The organism is Streptomyces sp. NPDC045955, from assembly GCF_056430805.1.
Map to the genome: position 1 here is coordinate 91,957 of NZ_JBWKKY010000024.1, position 20,058 is coordinate 112,014.

Annotated in this window: 16 protein-coding genes; 7 read left to right on the top strand and 9 right to left on the bottom strand. The window is 73.4% G+C overall.

The window, feature by feature from the left end:
• Positions 1-46 precede the first annotated feature (46 nt).
• From AC07F0_RS34400 to AC07F0_RS34415, 4 genes are all read left to right on the top strand, one after another.
• A complete protein-coding gene (locus AC07F0_RS34400) occupies positions 47-1,210 on the top strand; it encodes an exonuclease SbcCD subunit D (protein ID WP_478983841.1) in 1,164 nt (387 codons plus the stop codon).
• Positions 1,207-4,203, top strand: a complete 2,997-nt coding sequence (locus AC07F0_RS34405; protein WP_478983842.1) for an AAA family ATPase — start codon at positions 1,207-1,209, stop codon at positions 4,201-4,203. The genes AC07F0_RS34400 and AC07F0_RS34405 overlap by 4 nt, the downstream gene beginning before the upstream one ends.
• A gap of 58 nt (positions 4,204-4,261) precedes the next feature.
• Positions 4,262-4,774 (top strand): immunity 21 family protein, encoded by a 513-nt coding sequence (locus AC07F0_RS34410; RefSeq protein WP_478983843.1) that lies wholly within the window; start codon positions 4,262-4,264, stop codon positions 4,772-4,774.
• 109 nt (positions 4,775-4,883) lie between these two features.
• Positions 4,884-5,729 (top strand): SDR family oxidoreductase, encoded by an 846-nt coding sequence (locus AC07F0_RS34415; protein WP_478983844.1) that lies wholly within the window; start codon positions 4,884-4,886, stop codon positions 5,727-5,729.
• A gap of 21 nt (positions 5,730-5,750) precedes the next feature.
• Here AC07F0_RS34415 and AC07F0_RS34420 read toward each other — a convergent pair whose 3' ends face one another.
• The gene (locus AC07F0_RS34420) at positions 5,751-7,442 is read right to left on the bottom strand and encodes a DUF885 domain-containing protein (RefSeq protein WP_478983845.1); all 1,692 of its coding nucleotides are present in this window, start codon (positions 7,440-7,442) and stop codon (positions 5,751-5,753) included.
• Between the two features lie 32 nt (positions 7,443-7,474).
• Positions 7,475-7,966 carry an Lrp/AsnC family transcriptional regulator gene (locus AC07F0_RS34425; protein ID WP_356923810.1) on the bottom strand — a complete coding sequence of 164 codons (492 nt, stop codon included), beginning with the start codon at positions 7,964-7,966 and terminating at the stop codon, positions 7,475-7,477.
• A gap of 59 nt (positions 7,967-8,025) precedes the next feature.
• Here AC07F0_RS34425 and AC07F0_RS34430 point away from each other — a divergent pair, with 59 nt between their 5' ends.
• Positions 8,026-9,258, top strand: coding sequence for a trans-sulfuration enzyme family protein (locus AC07F0_RS34430; protein ID WP_478983846.1), 1,233 nt, complete (start codon positions 8,026-8,028; stop codon positions 9,256-9,258).
• On the opposite strand, the gene AC07F0_RS34435 is transcribed toward AC07F0_RS34430, so the two are convergent.
• The 4 genes from AC07F0_RS34435 to AC07F0_RS34450 form a co-directional block, all read right to left on the bottom strand.
• The gene (locus AC07F0_RS34435) at positions 9,247-10,518 is read right to left on the bottom strand and encodes an N-acetyltransferase family protein (protein WP_478983847.1); all 1,272 of its coding nucleotides are present in this window, start codon (positions 10,516-10,518) and stop codon (positions 9,247-9,249) included. The genes AC07F0_RS34430 and AC07F0_RS34435 overlap by 12 nt on opposite strands.
• 108 nt (positions 10,519-10,626) lie before the next feature.
• The gene (locus AC07F0_RS34440; RefSeq protein ID WP_478983848.1) at positions 10,627-12,201 is read right to left on the bottom strand and encodes an alkaline phosphatase D family protein; all 1,575 of its coding nucleotides are present in this window, start codon (positions 12,199-12,201) and stop codon (positions 10,627-10,629) included.
• Between the two features lie 140 nt (positions 12,202-12,341).
• On the bottom strand, positions 12,342-13,790 hold the full coding sequence (pdxR, locus tag AC07F0_RS34445) for a MocR-like pyridoxine biosynthesis transcription factor PdxR (RefSeq protein WP_478983860.1): 1,449 nt from the start codon (positions 13,788-13,790) through the stop codon (positions 12,342-12,344).
• Positions 13,791-13,928: 138 nt separating this feature from the next.
• A complete protein-coding gene (locus AC07F0_RS34450; RefSeq protein WP_478983849.1) occupies positions 13,929-14,759 on the bottom strand; it encodes an alpha/beta fold hydrolase in 831 nt (276 codons plus the stop codon).
• Positions 14,760-14,922: 163 nt separating this feature from the next.
• Between AC07F0_RS34450 and AC07F0_RS34455 the strand changes: the two genes are divergently transcribed.
• Positions 14,923-15,807: an RNA polymerase sigma-70 factor gene (locus AC07F0_RS34455; protein ID WP_478983850.1), complete on the top strand. Its 885-nt coding sequence runs from the start codon at positions 14,923-14,925 to the stop codon at positions 15,805-15,807.
• Positions 15,808-15,976: 169 nt separating this feature from the next.
• Entirely contained in the window at positions 15,977-16,738 is a 762-nt protein-coding gene (locus AC07F0_RS34460; RefSeq protein ID WP_478983851.1) for a GntR family transcriptional regulator, read from the top strand.
• 114 nt (positions 16,739-16,852) lie between these two features.
• Here AC07F0_RS34460 and AC07F0_RS34465 read toward each other — a convergent pair whose 3' ends face one another.
• The 3 genes from AC07F0_RS34465 to AC07F0_RS34475 form a co-directional block, all read right to left on the bottom strand.
• A complete protein-coding gene (locus tag AC07F0_RS34465) occupies positions 16,853-18,010 on the bottom strand; it encodes an ROK family transcriptional regulator (protein ID WP_478983853.1) in 1,158 nt (385 codons plus the stop codon).
• Positions 18,011-18,097: 87 nt separating this feature from the next.
• Positions 18,098-18,760, bottom strand: a complete 663-nt coding sequence (locus tag AC07F0_RS34470) for a response regulator transcription factor (protein ID WP_478983854.1) — start codon at positions 18,758-18,760, stop codon at positions 18,098-18,100.
• A gap of 14 nt (positions 18,761-18,774) precedes the next feature.
• Positions 18,775-19,944, bottom strand: a complete 1,170-nt coding sequence (locus tag AC07F0_RS34475) for a sensor histidine kinase (RefSeq protein ID WP_478983855.1) — start codon at positions 19,942-19,944, stop codon at positions 18,775-18,777.
• Positions 19,945-20,058 lie beyond the last annotated feature (114 nt).

Below are 20,058 nucleotides of genomic sequence, written 5' to 3' on the forward strand. Positions count from 1 at the left end.
GTCGTGGAGCGGTAGCAGGGGGAGCCATGCAGGTCGGAGCGGCGTCGTGAGACTGCTGCACACGTCCGACTGGCACCTCGGCCGGTCGTTCCACCGCGTGAACATGCTCGCCGCGCAGGCCGAGTTCATCGGCCACCTCGTCACGACCGTGCGCGAGCGGGCCGTGGACGCGGTGGTCGTGTCGGGGGACGTCTACGACCGGGCCGTGCCGCCGCTCGCCGCGGTCGAGCTGTTCGACGACGCCCTGCACCGCCTCGCCGACCTCGGCGTGCCGACGGTGATGATCTCCGGGAACCACGACTCGGCCCGCCGGCTGGGCGTCGGCGCGGGGCTCATCGGGCGGGCCGGCATCCACCTGCGGACCGAGCCGTCGGCGGCCGGCACCCCCGTGGTGCTGGCCGACGCCCAGGGGGACGTCGCCTTCTACGGACTGCCCTACCTCGAACCGGCCCTGGTGAAGGACGAGTTCGGCGTGGACAAGGCCGGGCACGAGGCCGTGCTCGCCGCCGCCATGGACCGGGTCCGCGCCGACCTCGCCGCGCGGGCGCCCGGCACGCGCTCCGTGGTCCTCGCGCACGCCTTCGTCACCGGCGGCGAACCCAGCGACAGCGAACGGGACATCACCGTCGGCGGCGTGGCCGCGGTGCCCTCCGGTGTCTTCGACGGCGTCGACTACGTGGCGCTCGGGCATCTGCACGGCTGCCAGACCCTCACCGACCGCATCCGCTACTCCGGCTCCCCGCTGCCCTACTCCTTCTCGGAGGCCGCCCACCGCAAGAGCATGTGGCTCGTCGACCTGGCCGCCGACGGCACAGTCGACGCCGAGCGCCTCGACTGCCCGGTGCCGCGTGCCCTGGCCCGGATCCGGGGCACGCTGGAGGACCTGCTCGCCGACCCGGAGCTGGCACGGCACGAGGAGGCCTGGGTCGAGGCGACCCTCACCGACCCGGTCCGCCCGGCCGACCCCATGGCCCGGCTCACCGAGCGCTTCCCGCACACCCTCAGCCTCGTCTTCGATCCCGACCGGGCCGAGGACGACCCCGAGGTGTCGTACGCGCGGCGCCTGGCCGGCCGCAGCGACCAGCAGATCGCGGAGGACTTCGTCGCCCACGTGCGCGGCGCGGGGCCCGACGCGCACGAACAGGGCGTCCTGCGGGAGGCGTTCGACGCGGTGCGGGCCGACGAGACCGTACGGGAGGTCGCCCGGTGAGGCTCCACCGGCTGACGGTCACCGCCTTCGGACCCTTCGCAGGCAGCCAGAGCGTCGACTTCGACGAGCTGTCCGCGGCCGGGCTGTTCCTGCTGCACGGACCCACCGGCGCGGGCAAGACCTCCGTCCTCGACGCCGTGTGCTACGCCCTGTACGGCTCGGTGCCGGGCGCCCGGCAGGGCGGCGGACAGGGCACGGCACTGCGCAGCGACCACGCCGCGCCGGCGACCCGCACGGAGGTCACCCTCGAACTCACCGTGGCCGGACGCCGCCTGGAGATCACCCGGCAGCCGCCCTGGGAACGCCCCAAGAAACGCGGCACCGGCACGACCCTCGACAAGGCCCAGACCTGGCTCCGCGCGTACGACACCACGGCCGGGGCCTGGAAGGACGTCAGCCGCTCCCACCAGGAGATCGGCGAGGAGATCACCCAGCTGCTCGGTATGAGCCGGGAGCAGTTCTGCCAGGTCGTGCTCTTGCCGCAGGGCGACTTCGCGCGGTTCCTGCGCGCCGACGCCGAGGCCCGCGGCAAGCTGCTGGGCCGTCTGTTCGACACCCGCCGCTTCGCCGACGTCGAGAAGCGCCTCGCCGAGCGCCGCCGCGCCACCGAGGCCCAGGTCCGGGACGGGGACGCCGCACTGCTGGCCGACGCCCACCGCATGCAGCAGGCCGCGGGCGACGCCATGCGCCTGCCGGACCTGGCCCCCGGCGACCCAGGACTCGCCGAGGCCGTGCTGGGCGCCGCCGCCGTCGCCCGCAGCACCGCCCGCGAACAGCTCACCGTCGCCGAGTGCACGCTCGCCGCCGCCGAGTCCGCGCAGGCCGCCGCCGGCCGCGCCTTCGATGAGGTACGCGAACTCGCCCGCCTCCAGCGGCGGTTCACCGAGGCGCGGGAACGGGCGGCCCGTCTGGAGGAGGGAGCCGGGGCCTACCGGGAGGCGCAGGCGCTCATGGAGCGGGCCCGCAAGGCCGAGGCCGTCGCGCCCGCCCTGGACCTGCGGGAGACCGCCGAGGCCGAACACCGGCGGGCGGCCGCCGCCGAGGCACGCGCGCGTGCCCTGCTGCCCGAGACCTACGCTGACGCGGGCGCGGCCGGACTCGCCGCCGCCGCCCGCCGGGCCGCCGAGGAACTGGGCGGACTGGACTCGGCCCGCCGCGCCGAACGGCGGCTGGCCGAACTCCTCGACGAACGCGCCGGCCTGGACCGCCAGGAACGCGCCGACGCCGACGTCCTTCAGGAAGCGGACGCCTGGCTCGACGGCTGGGAGGAGACGCGCGCCGCCCTCCAGGCCCGTGTCGACTCCGCGCAGCAGGCCGCCTCCCTCGCCGAACAGCTCGCCGTGCGGCGCGAGCCCGCGCGGCAGCGGCTGAAGGCGGCCCGGCTGCGCGACCAGCTCGCCGAGGACACGAACCAGGCCGTCGAGCGGGTCCGCACGGCGCAGCAGGAGGCGCTGCGCGCCAAGCAGCACTGGCTCGACCTCAAGGAACAGCGCCTGACCGGCATCGCCGCCGAACTGGCCGCGCACCTCACCGACGGCGAGCCCTGCGCCGTCTGCGGCGCCACCGAACACCCCGCGCCCGCCCGCAAGGTCGCCGGGCACGTCGACCGCGAGGCCGAGGAACACGCCCTGGCCGCCTACCAGCGCGCCGACGAACAGCGCGCCGAGAACGAGCGGAACCTCGGCGTCGTACGGGAGGCCCTGGCCGCCGCCACCGCCGAGGCCGGTGACACACCCACCGAGCAACTCGCCCGCGAAGCGGAGGAACTTCAGGAGCAGTACGCGCAGGCCCGCCGGGGCGCCGCCGAGCTGCACGCCGCGCAGGAGCGGCTGCGGCAGGCCGGGCACGAACAGGAGCGGCGCGTCGCCGCCCGGCAGGAGGCCGCCGTGCGCAGCGCCGCCCGGGTCGGCCACCGGGAGCGGCTGGAGAGCGAACGCGCCGCCCTGGAGGAGGAACTGGACCGGGCGAGGGGAGCCCTGGACAGCGTCGCCGCCCGGGCCGCGCAACTGGAGCGCCGGACCGCACTGCTCTCGGACGCCGCCGACGCCGCCCGCGCCGCCGAGGACACCGCCCAGCGGCTCAAGGACGCCGACGCCCGGCTCGCCGACGCCGCCTTCCGCGCCGGCTTCGACACTCCCCGGGACGCGGCCGCCGCCCTCCTCGACGACACCGCCCACCGCGAGCTGCAGCGCCGCCTGGACGCCTGGCAGAACGAGGAAGCCGCCGTGCGGGCCGTCCTGGCCGAGGCCGACACCGCGTCCGCCGCCCGGCAGCAGCCCGCCGACCTGACGTCGGCGCAGCTCGCCGCCGACACCGCGGCCCGCAGGCTGCGCGAGGCCGCCTCGGCCCACGACGCCGCCGCCCGGCGCTGCGCCGAACTCGACCGGCTCTCCGCCCGGGCGACCGCCTCCGTCCGCCGGCTGGCGCCGCTGCGCGAGGAGTACGACCGGGTCGCCCGCATGGCCGGCCTCACCGCCGGCACCTCGGCCGACAACGAACGCCGGATGCGCCTGGAGTCGTACGTTCTCGCGGCCCGCCTGGAACAGGTCGCCGCCGCCGCGACCGTACGCCTGCGGCGCATGTCGTCCGGCCGCTACACCCTCGTCCACTCCGACGACCGCACCGGACGAGGCCGCAGCGGACTCGGACTGCATGTCGTCGACGCCTGGACCGGCCGCGAACGGGACACGGCGACGCTGTCGGGCGGCGAGACGTTCTTCGCCTCGCTCGCCCTCGCCCTCGGCCTCGCGGACGTCGTCACGGACGAGGCGGGCGGGGTGCGGCTGGACACCCTCTTCATCGACGAGGGCTTCGGCAGCCTCGACGACCAGACCCTCGACGAGGTCCTCGACGTCCTCGACTCCCTGCGCGAACGCGACCGCAGCGTCGGCATCGTCAGTCACGTGCCCGACCTGCGGCGGCGGATCCACGCGCAACTGGAGGTCGTCAAGGGCAGGTCCGGGTCGGTGCTGCGGCAGCGCGGCGTGAGCTGAGGCAGGCCTGCTGACCCCCCGGACTTTCAGGGAAGTTGACCCTGTAGGTTCTTGCGCCATGGTGCGATACGCGGAGCCGGGCGTCGTGGAGTGGGTGGAATCGGGCGGTGGGCCGCTGATAGCGGTGCCGGAGACGGTTCTGCCGTTCTGGGCGGGTGCCGACGGCGAGGAGACGGCGTCGGACTACGACCGGGCCTGTGAGGTGGACGGGCACGTCGGGCTCCTGCCGGTCGGCGACTGCACGGCGCTGGTGCTGGGTGACGAGCCCGCCTCGACGGCGTATCTGCCCGACCAGGGGATGTTCGTCCGGTGGTGCGCGGGGAATTCCGAGGACGAGTTGCTGGCGAGTGTGCCGGTGGCTGTGGATTCGGCGGAGTGGGAGCCGGAGGTTGTCTGGGAGGTGCCGGGCGCTGTGCTGCTCTTTGATGCGGCGTGGCCCGGGTCTTCGGGGAGCGAGCGGGTTCGGGTGGGGCTGGAGCCGGGGCGTTACGGGGTTCGGGCGGCTCGGGTGCAGCCGGGGGCTGAAACGTGGTTGGGGTTGGTTCAGTTGCGGTTGCTTGCGCCTAGGTGACCGTGGGTGCGTTGGCTGTTTGGCGTGTGCGGGTCGTCTGTGGCTTGTCGCGCAGTTCCCCGGGCGATATTCGGATGCGTCGGTCCGGAGGCCCGGCCACGATGATCGTATGCCTCGACTTCCTCAGCCCACCCCGGAGGAGCTCCGCCGTGACCCCCTGCCCCTGCGCGGCCGGACAGCGCTCGTCACCGGTGCCAGCCGGCGCGGCGGCATCGGGCATGCGGTGGCCCGGCGGCTTGCCGCCTATGGCGCCAGTGTCTATCTGCATCATCATGTGCCGCACGATGCCGGCCAGCCCTGGGGCGCCGATCGTCCCGAGGACGTCGTCGCGTCCGTGCGTGGAGCGCTCGGGGATCCCGAGGGCGTGGTCGTCGCCGGGCCCGGGGATCTGGGCGATCCCGCTGTGGCCGGTGAACTCGTCGGCAGGGCCGCCGAGGCGCTCGGCGGGCGGCTCGACATCCTCGTCGCCAACCACGCGCAGAGCGGGTTCGACGGCTCCCTGGACGAGATCGACACGGCGATGCTCGACCGGCACTGGGCGGTCGACACCCGCTCCGTCATCCTGCTGATCCAGGCCTATGCGCGGCTGCGGTCCGCACTGCCGCCACGCAGCCCGGGCGGACGCGTGATGATGATGACCTCCGGCCAGGACATCGCGGGCGGCATGCCCGGGGAGCTCGCCTACGCCCTGCAGAAGGGTGCCCTCGCCTCCGTCACCCGCTCCCTTGCGACGGCGCTCGCCGACCACGCGGTCACCGTGAACACCGTCAACCCGGGACCTGTCGACACGGACTACATGACCGGCGAGGACTACGAGGCCGTCGCGGAGCGCTTCCCTGCCGGGAGGTGGGGCATGCCCGACGACCCGGCCCGCCTCATCGCATGGCTCGCCACGGACGAGGCGGAGTGGGTCACCGGGCAGGTCATCGACTCCGAGGGCGGCTTCCGCCGCTGACCTCCGGAGAACTGATTCCCACTAGAGCTGGGACAGTTCGTCGACCAGGTCGTCCAGGCCCAGCGAGCCCTGCGACAGCGCCGCCATGTGCCACGCCTTCGGGTCGAAGGCGTCACCTCGCCGGGCGCGGGCCTTCTCGCGGCCCAGCAGCCAGGCCCGCTCGCCGAGCTTGTAGCCGATGGCCTGGCCCGGCATGGACAGGTAGCGGGTCAGCTCGCTCTCCACGAAGTCCGCGGGCCGGCTGCTGTGCGAGCCGAAGAACTCCTGCGCCAGCTCGGGGGTCCAGCGCTCGCCCGGGTGGAAGGGCGAGTCGTCCGGGATCGTCAATTCCAGGTGCATGCCGATGTCGATGATGACGCGCACGGCACGCATCATCTGCGCGTCCAGGTAACCGAGCCGGCGCTCCGGGTCCGTCAGGAAGCCCAGTTCGTCCATCAGCCGCTCCGCGTACAGGGCCCAGCCCTCGGCGTTGGCGCTCACCATGCCCACACTCGCCTGGTAGCGGGAGAGGTTCTCCGCCACGTGCTTCCACTGGGCCAGCTGGAGGTGGTGGCCGGGCACGCCCTCGTGGTACCAGGTCGACACCAGGTCGTAGACGGGGAAGCTCGTCTCGCCCATGGTCGGCAGCCAGGTGCAGCCCGGGCGCGAAAAGTCGTCCGACGGCGGCGTGTAGTACGGGGCCGCGGCGCTGCCCGCGGGGGCGATGCGCGACTCCACCCGGCGCACCCGCTCGGCCAGGTCGAAGTGGGTGCCGTCGAGCGCGTCGATCGCCTCGTCCATCAGGGACTGCAGCCAGGCGCGGACCTCGTCGACGCCCTCGATGCGCGTGCCGTGCTCGTCCAGGTGCGCCAGCGCCACCCACGGTGTGGCGGCGCCCGGCAGGATCTTCTCGGCCTCCGCCTTCATCTCGCCGAGGAGGCGGTGGTACTCGGACCAGCCGTACGCGTACGCCTCGTCCAGGTCGAGATCCGTGCCGTTGTAGTAGCGCACCCAGCGCGCGTACCGCTCCCGGCCCACCACGTCCGGGGCGCCCTCGATCGCCGGTGCGTACACGTCCCGCATCCAGTCGCGCAGCCGTACGACCGCCTCGGTGGCCGAGCGGGCCGCCGTGTCCAGCTCGGACCGCAGCGCCTCGGGGCCGGCGGCCGTGAAGGTCTCGAACCAGCCTCCGCCGTCGCCGCCGGCGTCCGCCCACTCGCCGAGCTGCTCCACGAACGTGGCCGTGGCACGCGGTCCGCCATGCAGCTTCCGCTCCAGGCCGAGCGCCAGGGACTCCCGGTACCCCTCCAGCGCGGCCGGGACCGCGCGCAGCCGCTCGGCGATCGCCGCCCAGTCCTCCTCCGACTGCGCCGGCGTCACCGTGAACACCTGCCGCACCGCATGGGCGATGGAGCTCAGGTTACTGACGGACCGCAGGCTCTCCTCGGCCTCGTGCACGCCGAGTTCGGCGTTGAGCCGCTCACGCAGCAGCCGCGCACACCGGCGCTCGATGTCACTGTCGGCGCCGGGCAGCCGCTCCGCCTCGTCCAGCCGGGCGAGCGTCCGGCGCGCCAGCTCGGCGAGCGCCTCCTGGCCCGCGGGCGAGGTGTCGGGCAGCCTGCTCGAACTCTCCTTGACGCCGAGGAACGTACCGGTGATCGGATCGAGGGCGACGAGCTCGTCGACATACGCGTCGGCGACCTCACGGGGCAGCGGGCTCTTGATCTCAGACATGCCGCCCATCCTCGTACGCGCGGCAGCGCACGTCATCCGGATTGAGCCGAGGGCGAAGGGGGCAGCAGCGGCCCGCATTCCCACTGCTGGAAGATCAGCCGGGTCTCCACTCGCGCCACCTCCCGCCGCGAGGTGAACTCGTCCAGCACGAGCCGCTGGAGGTCGGTCATGTCGGCGACCGCGACATGGACGAGGTAGTCGTCCGGTCCCGTCAGGTGGAAGACCGTCCGCGACTCCGGCAGGGCGCGGATCCGCTCCACGAACGGCCCCACCAACTCCCGCCGGTGCGGCCTGACCTGCACCGACAGCAGCGCTTCAAGACCCCGCCCCAGCTTCGCCGGGTCCAGCTCCAGCCGATGCCCGAGGATGACGCCCGAGCGGCGGAGCCGGGTCACCCGGTCCAGACACGTCGACGGCGCCACCCCGACCTGCGCGGCGAGATCCCGGTACGTCGCCCGGGCGTCGTTCTGCAACAGCCGCAGCAGGTGGAGATCCACCGGGTCCAGTACGACAGATTCGGCCATCGGCCGAACGTAACACGGGGTTCCCACCCATGAGCCCGGCCGCTGTTCACCCTTCCGTCATGGACACAGCGAGCACGGGCGCCCACGACGCCGTACGCACCGCACGGAGAGCACTCGCCACCGAGGCCGTCCACGCCGGACGGGACGACCTCGCCCGGCAGGGTCTGCACGCCCCGCCGATCGACCTGTCCACCACCTACCCGTCGCACGACAGCCGGAGCGAGGCGGCCCGGATCGACGCGTTCGCGGCCACCGGCGCGGACCCGGACGGCCCGCCCGTCTACGGACGGCTGGGCAACCCGACCGTCGCCCGTTTCGAGACCGCGCTGGCCCGACTGGAGGGCACGGAGGCGGCGGTCGCGTTCGCCAGCGGTATGGCCGCCCTGAGCGCCGTCCTGCTCGTGCGCGCCTCCATGGGGCTGCGGCACGTGGTGGCCGTACGTCCCCTCTACGGGTGCAGCGACCATCTGCTGACCGCCGGGCTGCTGGGCTCGGAGGTGACCTGGACCGACCCGGCCGGAATCGCCGAGGCACTGCGTCCGGACACCGGGCTGGTCATCGTGGAGTCCCCGGCCAACCCCACGCTCGCCGAGGTCGACCTCCGGGCCGTCGCACACGCCTGCGGCTCGGTGCCGCTGCTCGTGGACAACACCTTCGCCACGCCGGTGCTCCAGCGCCCCGCCGAACAGGGCGCACGGCTGGTGCTGCACAGCGCCACCAAGTACCTCGGCGGCCACGGGGACGTCCTGGCGGGCGTGGTCGCCTGCGACGAGGAGTTCGCCGGCCGGCTGCGGCAGGTCCGCTTCGCCACGGGCGGCGTCCTGCACCCCCTGGCCGGCTATCTGCTGCTGCGCGGCCTGTCCACTCTCCCCGTCCGGGTACGGGCCGCTTCGGCCAACGCCGCCGAACTCGCCCACCGCCTCGCCGCCGACCCACGCGTGGCCCGCGTGCACTACCCGCGCATCGGCGGCGCGATGGTCTCCTTCGAGATACACGGCGACCCCCACGAGGTCATCGCCCGCGTCCGCCTCATCACCCCGGCGGTGAGCCTCGGCAGCGTGGACACCCTGATCCAGCACCCGGCCTCCATCAGCCACCGCATCGTGGACGCGGACGACCGCAGGGGGGCCGGGGTGAGCGACCGCCTGCTGCGCATGTCGGTGGGCCTGGAGGACGTGGACGACCTCTGGTCGGATCTCGACCAGGCGCTGAGCTGCAGGGGCGCGGGGAACCGCGCGATCGACCACAACGCCCCCGCGCCCGCCGGCACGCAACTGCCCCTACGACGCTGAGGCGCTCCCCAGCTCCCCAGCACCTGCGGAAACGGACTCACCCAGCCGCGCAGTGATGACCAGGGTCCCTTCCTCGACCTGATAGTCGAGGGGGAGGCCCAGCCCCCGCATCGCCGCGACCATCCCCGTGTTGGACGCCTGCGTCACGGCATACACGCTCCTGCAACCCCCCTCCGCGGCCATCGCGACCAGCCGCCCCAGCAACTCCCCGCCGACACCGCGCCGCTGCCACGCGTCCTCGACGATCAGCGCGACCTCCGTCTCGTCCCCGTCCCACAGCAGATGCCCGAGCCCGACGAGCCGCCCGGAGGCCGTCTGCACGGCGAGGGTCCGGCCGAAGCGCGGACTGAGCAGGTGGTTGAGATAGCGGTCGGCGTCACCGACCGGCCCGTGGTAGCGCAGCCGGAGCGTGCGGTCCGAGCATCGCTCGTGCATCGCCCTGGCCGCCTCCAGATCACGCGTGTCGGCGCGGCGTACGGTGATGTCGCTGCCCTCGGCCAGCGTGAGCACGTCGCGGCCGTGCGGGAGGCGCGGCCCGAGCCGCGCGTCCAGTTCGACCAGGGCCCTGGCCCGGGCGAACTCGGTCGGTGTGAAGGGCAGATACGGTCGCTCCACGGTGATCACGCCGCCCTCCGGTGCGCGCAGGCGCATCACCGTGTCGTCGAGGGCTCCCTCCACCGGGACACCGTCGGGCACCCGGCCGCCGCCGGCTGGCGCGGGCTGGGAACGGATCGTGCACCGGCCCAGCAACTGGCGCAGCGCCAGGGGCAGTTCCGCGGCGTCCAGCGCGGTCCGGGCGGCGAGTCCGAGGATCCGGGTCGGCGCGTCCACCAGGTCGTGGGCGTCGGCCCGCTCGATCCAGGTGTCGGTACCGCCGGCCGTCCGGACCGCCGTGGCGATCCCGGCGGCCGGCAGCTCGCCCGGGGCGCGCAGCAGGAACTCGTCCACCGTGCCCTCGGCCAGCGGATGCGTCTGGAGGCTGAGGATGTCGACCCGCTGCCCGGCGAGGGCCGTGCACAGGGCCGCCAGCGATCCCGGCTCGTCCTTCACCGTGGTCCGCATCCGCCACAGTGTGTTCGCCCCGTGTGTGTTCGCCCCCGGCACCGGCTCCGGTGCCGGGGACCCGGTATCGCCCGACGGCGGCGCGTGTTCGTGGCGTCGTGTTCGCCAGGTGTGGAAGGCCGCCGTGACCCGCTGCCAGGAGGTGGCGGAGCGGCAGTCGTTCTTCAGGTCGGTCACTGCAGTCACTTTTCGCGTCATGCACCCACTGTGACGGAATGGTGTTGCGTGATCGCGAACGCTTTGTGACCGGCGGGTAAAGAGGGCAGTGTGCCCCCTTTATCGGCGCTTCAAACGTTGTGCTCCGTACTACTGGCCGACCAGTCCCGGCTGGAGCGCCTTCGTGAACAGCACGGTGCCGTCCTGCTCGCGTAGACGTACCGTCAGCTCGCCGCTGCCGCCGTCGATGTCGACCTCCCCGAAGAACTGGTAGCCGTCGGTGGGGGAGACGTTGGCGGTCGTCGGCGCCTTCAGGAACACACGGTCGGGACCGAAGGTGCCGTCGAGCGAGTTCGCGGGAAACGCACCGGCGTTGAGAGGGCCCGACACGAACTCCCAGAACGGTTCGAAGTCGGTGAACGCGGCCCGCGACGGCTGGTAGTGCTGTGCCGAGGTGTAGTGGACGTCGGCCGTGAGCCACACCGTTCCGGTGATCCGGCGGTGCTTCACGAAACGCAGCAGCTCGGCGATCTGCAGCTCACGGCCCAGCGGGGCACCGGGATCGCCCTGGGCGACGGCCTCGATGTTGGGCTTGCCGTCGCCGGTGTCCGGGACGACCAGGCCGATCGGCATGTCGGAGGCGATCACCTTCCACACCGCGCGGGAGCGGGCCAGCTCGCGCTTGAGCCACTCCAGTTGCTCGCGGCCGAGGATGCCCTGCGGGTCGGAGGGCTGGTCGTCCGGCGAGTTGGCGTTGCGGTAGGTGCGCATGTCGAGGACGAAGACGTCCAGCAGCGGGCCGTGGTGCTGCACGCGGTAGACGCGGCCGTCGGGGCGGCGCAGCGTGGAGATCGGGAAGTACTCCGAGAAGGCGCGGCGGGCGCGGGCGGCGAGCACGTCGACGTTCTTCTCGGTGTACCGGGTGTCGCCGAGGATCTCGCCCGGGTACCAGTTGTTGGTGACCTCGTGGTCGTCCCACTGGATGATGGAGGGGACCTGGGCGTTGAAGGCCCGCAGGTTCTCGTCCAGCAGGTTGTACCGGAAGTTGCCGCGGAACTCCGTCAGGGTCTCGGCGACTTTCGCTTTCTCCTCGGTGGTGATGTTCCGCCAGGTGCGGCCGCCGGGCAGGGCCACGGTCTCGGTGAGGGGGCCGTCGGCGTAGATGTTGTCGCCGCTGCAGAGGAAGAAGTCCGGGTCGAGAGCGGCCATCGCGTCGTAGATCCGGTAGCCGCCGAGTTCCGGGTTGATGCCCCAGCCCTGGCCGGCCAGGTCGCCGGACCAGACGAACCGCACGCCGTCACGCCGCTTGCCGGACGCCGTGCGGAAGGTGCCGGTGACCGGTTCGCCGGTGCGGCGCGGGTCGTCCGGGTCGGCGAGCAGCACCCGGTAGTGGATCTGTTCGCCGGACGGCAGACCGCGCAGCCGGGTCGTGCCGGTGAAGTCGGTGCCCGGGCCCAGCAGCGGGCCGTGCCATCTGCGCGGGTTGCGGAACGACTCGGTCGCCGACGTCTCGACGATCATCCGGGCGGGCCGGTCGGACCGCACCCACACCAGCCCGGAGTCGCAGGTCACGTCTCCCGCCTGCACACCCCACCCCGCCTGGGGACGCCCCGACCGTGCGAAGGCGGGTGCCGCGCCGAGAGCGGTGGGCAGGGTGAGGGCCGCCGACGCGGCGAGGGAGCCCCGCAGGACGCTGCGGCGCGCGGGGAACGGACGGTGTGACATGGATGCGCCTCCAGGGACGGGATCCGGCCAGTGTGCACAGCCACACCTACTGGCACGCCGCGGCGCGCACACGAACCCCAAGTGAACAACTGACCCCGGGGGGAGGGGAACCGGCGGGAACCCGTGAGCTGCGCCGGGGGTCACCTCGTGGCCGCCTCCGCCATCAGGCGTATGCCCTCGTGGATCCGGGCCGGAGGGACGTGTGCGTAGCCCAGCACGAGCCGCACCCGCTTCGGTCCGTCGGGCTCCTCCCGCGCCGGACTCGGATGCGCGTAGGCCGACAGGGGGTGTACGGCCACCCCGGCCGCTGCCACGCGGGCGAGGAAACGGTCCTCGGGGCCGTAGCGCTCCGGCAGTGTGGCGATCACGTGCAGGCCCGCGGCGATGCCCGAGACCCGGGAGCCGGGGAAGTGCTCGTCGAGGGCGGCGGTCAGGGCGTCACGGCGCTCGCGGTAGGCGCGCTGGCAGCGGCGCAGCTGGCGGTCGTAGTCGCCGCGTTCCAGGAACCGGGCGAACATCGCCTGGTCCAGGGTCGGGTGGCCGAGGTCCATGGTGCGCTTGCGTTCGACGATCTCCTCCGCCCAGGACTCGGGCACCAGCAGCCAGCCCAGCCGCAGTCCCGGCGCGAGGGACTTGCTGACCGAGCCCGTGTAGGCGACGTGGTCCGGGTCGAGGCCCTGGAGCGCGCCGACGGGAGCGCGGTCGTAGCGGAAGTCGCCGTCGTAGTCGTCCTCCAGGACGATGCCGTCCACGGACCGCGCCCAGTCCAGCAGTTCGGCGCGACGGCGGGCCGAGTAGGCGATGCCGGTGGGGAACTGGTGGGCCGGCGTCGTCACCACGGCCCGTACGCCCGACGCCCGCAGCGGCTCCAGGGCGATTCCCCCGCCGTCCACGGGCAGCGGCACGGCGGTGACCCCGGCCGAGGCGTACAGCGCGTCGTGCTGGGGACTGCCCGGGTCTTCCACACCCACCGAGCGCACCCCGCGCGCGTGCAGGGCGAAACCCAGCAGCGTCGCCGCCTGGGTCACCCCCGAGACCACCACGATCCGCTCCGGGTCGGCCACCACACCCCGCCGCCGGGCGAGCAGTCCGGCCAGCGCGGTACGCAGCCGGGGCAGCCCGCGCGGATCGGGGTACCCCAGCTCCTGGTGCGGCAGTTCCGCCAGCACACCGCGCTGCGCGGCGGCCCACGCCGAGCGCGGGAACAGCGACAGGTCCGGCGTCCCGGGCACGAAGTCCACCCGGGCACCACGGGGGCGGGGAGCGAGGTCGCGCGCCCGCGCCCGGGCGGCCCGTACGGCCGAGCTCACCCACGTCCCGGCGCCCCGGCCGCTGCGCAGATAGCCCTCCGCCGTCAACTGCTCGTACGCCTCCGTGATCAGCCCGCGCGACACCCCCAGGTCCGCCGCGAGATCCCGGCTCGACGGCAGCCGCGTGCCCGGCGCGAGCCGGCCCGAACGGACTGCCTCGCGCAGCGCCGCCTGAAGTGAACGGCCACGCGTGCGGGCCGGCGCGGAGGCGGCCGGAAGCAGCAGCTCCCAGGCGGGCGACACGGGCTCGTCGCGGTCCACGCGGTCCACGCGGTCCATCCGGTCCATGCGGTCCATGCGGTCCATGCGGTCCCTGCGGTCCCTGCGGTCCATGCGGTCCATGCGGTCCCTGCGGTCCATGCGGTCAGTCTGCCGGATCCGCGGCCGGGTCGTCCGCCGGGCCCGATGCCCCGCTGGTCAGCGGCTGCCGTCGAGGACGACCCGGGCGACCAGTGCCGGGTCGTCGTTCATCGGGACATGGCCGCAGCCGGGCAGCCGTACCAGCCGGGCGCGGGGGATGATGCGCTTGGCCCGCACGCCCTGACGGGGGATCAGCAGCCGGTCCCGGCTGCCCCATGCCACGGTGACCGGCGTGCCGACGATGTCGTCGGTGAACTGCACGGTCCTGCCGGAGCGGAGAGTCTCGGAGAACCCCTGCGCCCGGGCCAGCGCGAGCGTCTCGGCGACCACGGCCTCGGGCGAACGACGGCCCGGGCGGGCGTAGATGGTGCTCGTCAGCAGAGTGCGGCCGATCGCCGGGCGGGCCAGCCGTTCGACGACGGGCAGTGGCATCCGCTGGGCTATCTGCCGCATCGTCATCAGCACCGTGAAGGCGTAACGGCGCTCGACATCGTTCCAGAACCCCGCGGGGGACAGGGCGGTGACGGAGCGGACGAGCTGCGCCCGGGCCAGGTCCAGGGCCAGCAGGCCGCCCAGTGAGTTGCCCGCCACGTGCGGCCGCTCGATCCGAAGCGCCCCGAACAGCGCCGCGAGGACGGTGTTCATGGTCGGCAGGTCGTGGGCCATGCCGTCCGGGAGCGCCGGTGACTCGCCGCACCCCGGCAGGTCCGCGGCGATCACGTCCCGCTCGGCGGCCAGCGCGGGTATCACCGGGTCCCACACCTGCCGGTGGTGACCGATGCCGTGCAGAAGGAGCAGCGGCTCGCCGCTGCCCTGACGCGTGTAGGACAGGGTCACGCTCTGCTCGCCGTGTGCGGAGGCGACGTTGAAGGAGACGGTGGCGGACATGCGGTGCTCCTAGGCTGTACTCGCTGACGGACGCGATAGACAGCTTGTCAGCAATTGCTACCGGCGGGTAGCCCCGAGTTGTCGCCACTTCCCAGGACGCGGCCGGCCGGGGACGGGCGATTTCGCCTGGACAGGGCGGGACCGGTGGGCTGGGATGGAACCCGTGACCACCGAGACCGCGACCGACGTCTTCGAAGCGCACCGCCCCGTCCTGCTGGGCGTCGCCTACCGCATGCTGGGCCGCGTCGCCGACGCCGAGGACGTGGTCCAGGAGGCCTGGCTGCGCTGGTCGGGCAGTGACCGCGGCGACGTGCGCGAACCGCGCGGCTACCTCGTACGGATCACCACCCGCCTCGCCATCGACCGGCTGCGCCAGATCAAGGCCCGCGGGGAGACCTACGTCGGCCCCTGGCTGCCCGAGCCGTACGTCACCGACTTCGGCGACACCGTGCCGGACAGCGCCGAGCGGGCCGTGCTCGCTGATTCCGTCTCGCTCGCCGTCCTCGTCGTGCTGGAGTCGCTGTCGCCGCTGGAGCGGGCGGTGTTCGTGCTGCGCGAGGCCTTCGGCTTCCCGTACGCCGACATCGCCGCCATGCTCGACCGCGGCGAACCGGCGGTGCGCCAGCTGGCCGGGCGGGCGCGCAGGCACGTCGAGGAGCGGCGGCCGCGCTACGAGGTCGACCCGGTCCAGCGGCGCGACCTCACCGAACGGTTCCTCGCCGCCGCCGCGGACGGCGACCTCGAAGGGCTGATGGAGCTGCTTGCCCCGGACGTCCGGCTCGTCGGCGACAGCGGCGGCAAGTCGCGGGCACCGCTGCGGGTCCTGCAGACCGCGGACAAGGTGGGCCGCTTCCTCATCGGCGCCGCGCAGAAGGGCGTCCCCGACTTCTCCCTGCGCTTCCTGGAGCTCAACGGCGGCCCGGCCGTGCTGGTCCTGTCCGGCGGCAAGCCCGACTCCGTCTTCCAGCTGGACGTCGCCGACGGCCGCGTCCAGGCGGTCTACATCGTCCGCAACCCCGACAAGTTGCACTCGCTGGCCGCCTTCTGAACGGCGAAGCAGGAGCCCGCCGCGGCCTCGCATGAACGTCCCGTGAACGTTCCCGGCCATTGGTCTTGACCAAGGATCAGGGCCGCCCTATGGTCGCAGAGAAGTGAAACAACCTTTAAAAAACAAGGGCGCTAAAACGCTGCCGACCACGGCGATCGCGGAGGACAGGGTGGGGACCACGCAGCTGGAATCGGTGCCGGAACCGAAGTACTGGCATCTCAAGACCGTGCTCAGTGAGGCGCTCGACTCGGAATTCGCCGTGGGGGAGATCCTGCCCAACGAGCGCGACCTCGCGGCCCGCTTCGGCGTCGCCCGCGCCACGCTCCGCCAGGCCCTGGAGCAGCTCGAACTGGAGGGCAGGCTCCAGCGCCGCCGCGGTGTCGGCACGACCGTCGCGCCGCCCCGCATGGGCGTCTCCCTCGGCACCGGCCCGCACACCTGGCCGGGCGGCCCCGAGGACGCCTGGCAGCCCGTCGACTGCACGGCGGCGGTGCCGCCAGCGGCGGTCGCCGAGGCGCTCGAGACCGGCCTGGAGGAGTCCGTCCACATCGTGCGGCGCTCCCGGGTCTCCCAGGGCCGGCCCGTCGCCGCCGAGTTGCTCTACATCCCGCGGTCCTCGGTGCACGAGCTCTCCGGCATCGACGCGCCCTCCGGGTCGGCACGCGCGCGTGCGGTGCTGCGCGAGCTGCAGCGGCTGGAGCTGGACCGGCAGGAGAACGCGGTGGAGCTCGGCTCCGCCGGAGCCGACGACGCGAAGGAACTGGACCGGCTGCCGGGGGCGCCCGTGCTGGTGGTGACGACGCGGTTCGTGGCCGTGGGGCGCGTGGCCGCGTTGTCCGTCGCGACGTATCGCGCTGACACGTGTCGGTTGACCTTCGGTGACGCGGGGGGTGTGGAGATCGACGCCGGGCCGCAGCGACAGGCGTCCTGAGCGTGACGCCGTGGCGGTGCGGTGTGTGGCGCTGCCGGTTCGTCGTGGCTGGTCGCGCCCACGCGGCGGAGCCGCGTGTCGACACGGCCCCGCGCCCCCTTGGGGGCGTTGGCCTCAGCGGCGTGGTGTGGTCGGGCCCTCCACGCTGAACAACTGCTCCTCCACGTGGTCCAGGGCCAGGCGCAGGGCGCCCGTCGCCACAGCCGCGTCTCCCAGACGGGACAGGGTCACCTGCGGGGGACGCAGGCAGTAGCGGGCCAGTTCCTGGCGCAGGGGGTTCAGGACGCCGTCCAGGCCCGCTGCCCAGCCGCCGATGACGACCAGTTCCGGGTCGAGGGCGAGGACCAGGGCCGCCACGTCGTGGACCAGGCGCTGGAGGAAGCGGTCGACGGCCGCGCGGGCCCGCAGGTCGCCCTCGCGGGCCCGCGCGAAGACCTCGGCGACGGCCTGTTCGTCAAGGGGATGGAGAGGTTCGCCCGTGGTGGACAGCAGCGTCTCCGGCGTCACCTCCCGGCCGAGGAGATGCAGTGCCCCGATCTCGCCGGCCGCCCCGCCGTAGCCCCGGTGCAGCCGTCCCCCGATCAGTGAACCGGCGCCCGGGCTGAGCCCCGCCAGCACGAACACCACGTCGTCCGACTCGGTGGCCGCGCCCTTCCAGTGCTCGGCGACGGCCGCCGCGTTGGCGTCGTTCTCGACCAGGACCGGGCACATGAACGACCGGCTGAGCCGCTCGCCCAGCCGCAGCCCCGTCCAGCCGGGCAGCGCCGTGCCCAGCCGTACCGTGCCGTCGGCCTCGACGATCCCGGGCGTCGCCACGCCCACCGCCCGCAGCGAGCCGCGTGCCACACCGGCCCGGCGCAGCAGCTCGGCGACGGTTCCCCGCAGCCGCTCCAGCCGCTCGTCGGCCTCCGCCGTCCCGGGCACGTCCTTGGCCTGGGAGCCGATCACCCGGCCGTCCAGGTCGGCCAGCAGCGCGGCCACCCGGTGCGCGCCGATCTCCAGCCCCAGCAGATGCCCGGCCTCCGCCCGGAACCGGAACCGCCGCGCGGGCCGTCCCTGCCGCCGGGCGGCGCCCTCCTCGGCCGCCTTCTCCACGACGAGACCGGCCTCGATGAGCCCTTCGACGACGCCCTCGACGGTCGGCCGGGACAGCCCCGTCACCCGGGTGATCTCGGTCAGCGTCGCGCCGTCCGTGGCACGCAGCGCGTGCAGCACCACCGCGGAGTTGATCCTGCGCAGCAGCGAGGGATCCCCGCCGGTCAGCCGCCCCACCGTCCGTCCTCCCAGCTCGTGCGAGTGTCTGGCCGGATCGTACTCGGCGCGGCGGACCCCGGCGAGGGCCGGACACCGGCCCGCCGATCACCCCGGCGCCACGAACCCCGACTCGTACGCCGCGATCACCGCCTGCGTGCGGTCCCTGGCCCCCAGCTTCGCCAGTACGGCGCTCACATGCGACTTCACGGTCTCGGTGCCCACGACCAGCCGGGTGGCGATCTCCGCGTTCGACAGGCCCCGCGCCATCAGCCGCAGGACCTCGCCCTCCCGCTCCGTCAGCTGGGCCCGCTCCATCGCCGCCCGCGCGGCCCGGTTCCCGCTGCCTTCGCCGTACTCGGCGGCCAACTGCCGTACCGAGGCCGGGAACAGCAGCGACTCGCCCTCGGCGATCAGCCGCACCGCGTGCACGATCTCGGCCGGCCGGGCCCGCTTCAGCAGGAACCCGTCGGCGCCCGCCCGCAGCGCCTCGTAGACGTACTCGTCGTTCTCGAACGTCGTCACCACGAGGATCCGCGGCGGCTCGTCGACCGTCCGCAGCAGCGACCGGGTGGCCTCGATACCGTCCAGCAGCGGCATCCGTACGTCCATGGCGACCACGTCGGGCCGCAGTTGCCGCACGAGCGGGATCACCGCCGCCCCGTCCGCGGCCTCCCCGACGACCTCGATGTCGGGCTGGGCCTCCAGCACGGCCCGCAGACCCGCGCGCACCAGGGGTTCGTCGTCGACGAGGAGGACGGTGATCGGCATCGGACCAGCGTAGATCAACTCAACGGCAGCTCGACATGAACCTGCCAGTCACCTTCGTCGGGGCCGGTCCGGGCCAGTCCGCCGAGCAGGGCAGCGCGCTCGCGTATGCCGCGCAGGCCGCTGCCCCGCCCGGGGCCGGGTACCGGCTGAGTCAGCGGGTTGCGTATCGCGAGGACGAGCAGGTCGCCGGTGACGTCCACGCGGACCCGCACGGGTACGGCTCCGGCGTGCCGCAGCACATTGGTCAGCGCCTCCTGGAGGATCCGGTAGCCCTCCCGGGACACCGGCCCGGACACGGTGTCCACCGGGCCGGTCACCTCGGCGTCGATCTTCGCCCCGGAGGCGCGCGCGGACTCCAGCAGCCGGTCGGCGTCCGCGAGGGTCGGTCTGCTGCTCACCGGCTTCCTCGACTCGCGCAGGACGCCGAGCACCCGCTCCAGATCCTCCAGGGCCGCCCGGCCGGTCTCCTCGATGGCGACCAGCGCCCGGTCCGTGAACTCCGGGTCACCGGCCGCCCGTGCGGCCCCCGCCTGCACGACGGCGACCGTGAGCGCGTGGCCGATGGAGTCGTGCAACTCGCGGGCGATGCGCGTGCGTTCCAGGAGCTGTTCGGTGCGCTCCTCCATGGCCGCGAGACGCTCCGCGGGTGACGGGCCGAGGAGCCGCACGGCCAGCGCGGTGACGAGGTGGCCGGACCAGACCACGACCACGGCCAACAGCAGGAGCGGCACGGGTGCGAGCAAGGCGTGCCACCAGTGGTGCTCCTCGACGCTCACGAATCCGCCGGCGGCCGGTTCGTGCCCCAGGCCCGTCGTCAGCAAGTCGACCGTGAGGAGAGGCAATTGCACGGAGAGGTGGGCCACCATCCAGCCGAGGACCAGCCGCGCCTCCAGCCACACCACCGTCCGGCCGCGATCGGCCCAGGTGGCCGACGGGGTGGTCGCGATCTCCGCGGCCGCACCGCCTTGCCGATGGCCGGTCAGCAGCAGCCGGGCCTGAAAGCCCTCCACGACCCGCGTGATCGGTACGAGGCCCGCGAATCCGAGCAGCACCGCGGCCGTGACCTGGGTCCACCACGCCTCCTCGATGAAAATCCACAGCGACGGCCACACGATGGCCACGACGATGTGCAGCCACCGCTTGTACGTCACCGCCCGCGTCAACGGGCGCAGCATGCGGACCATGGCGTCATCGTGCCAGCCGCCACTGACATTGATATTGGTAGGCAGGTTCCGGTGGTCGTGGCTCGGCCTCTGACTGACGTCCTGCTGGGCTGTCTTCCCGTTGTTCTGTCCGGC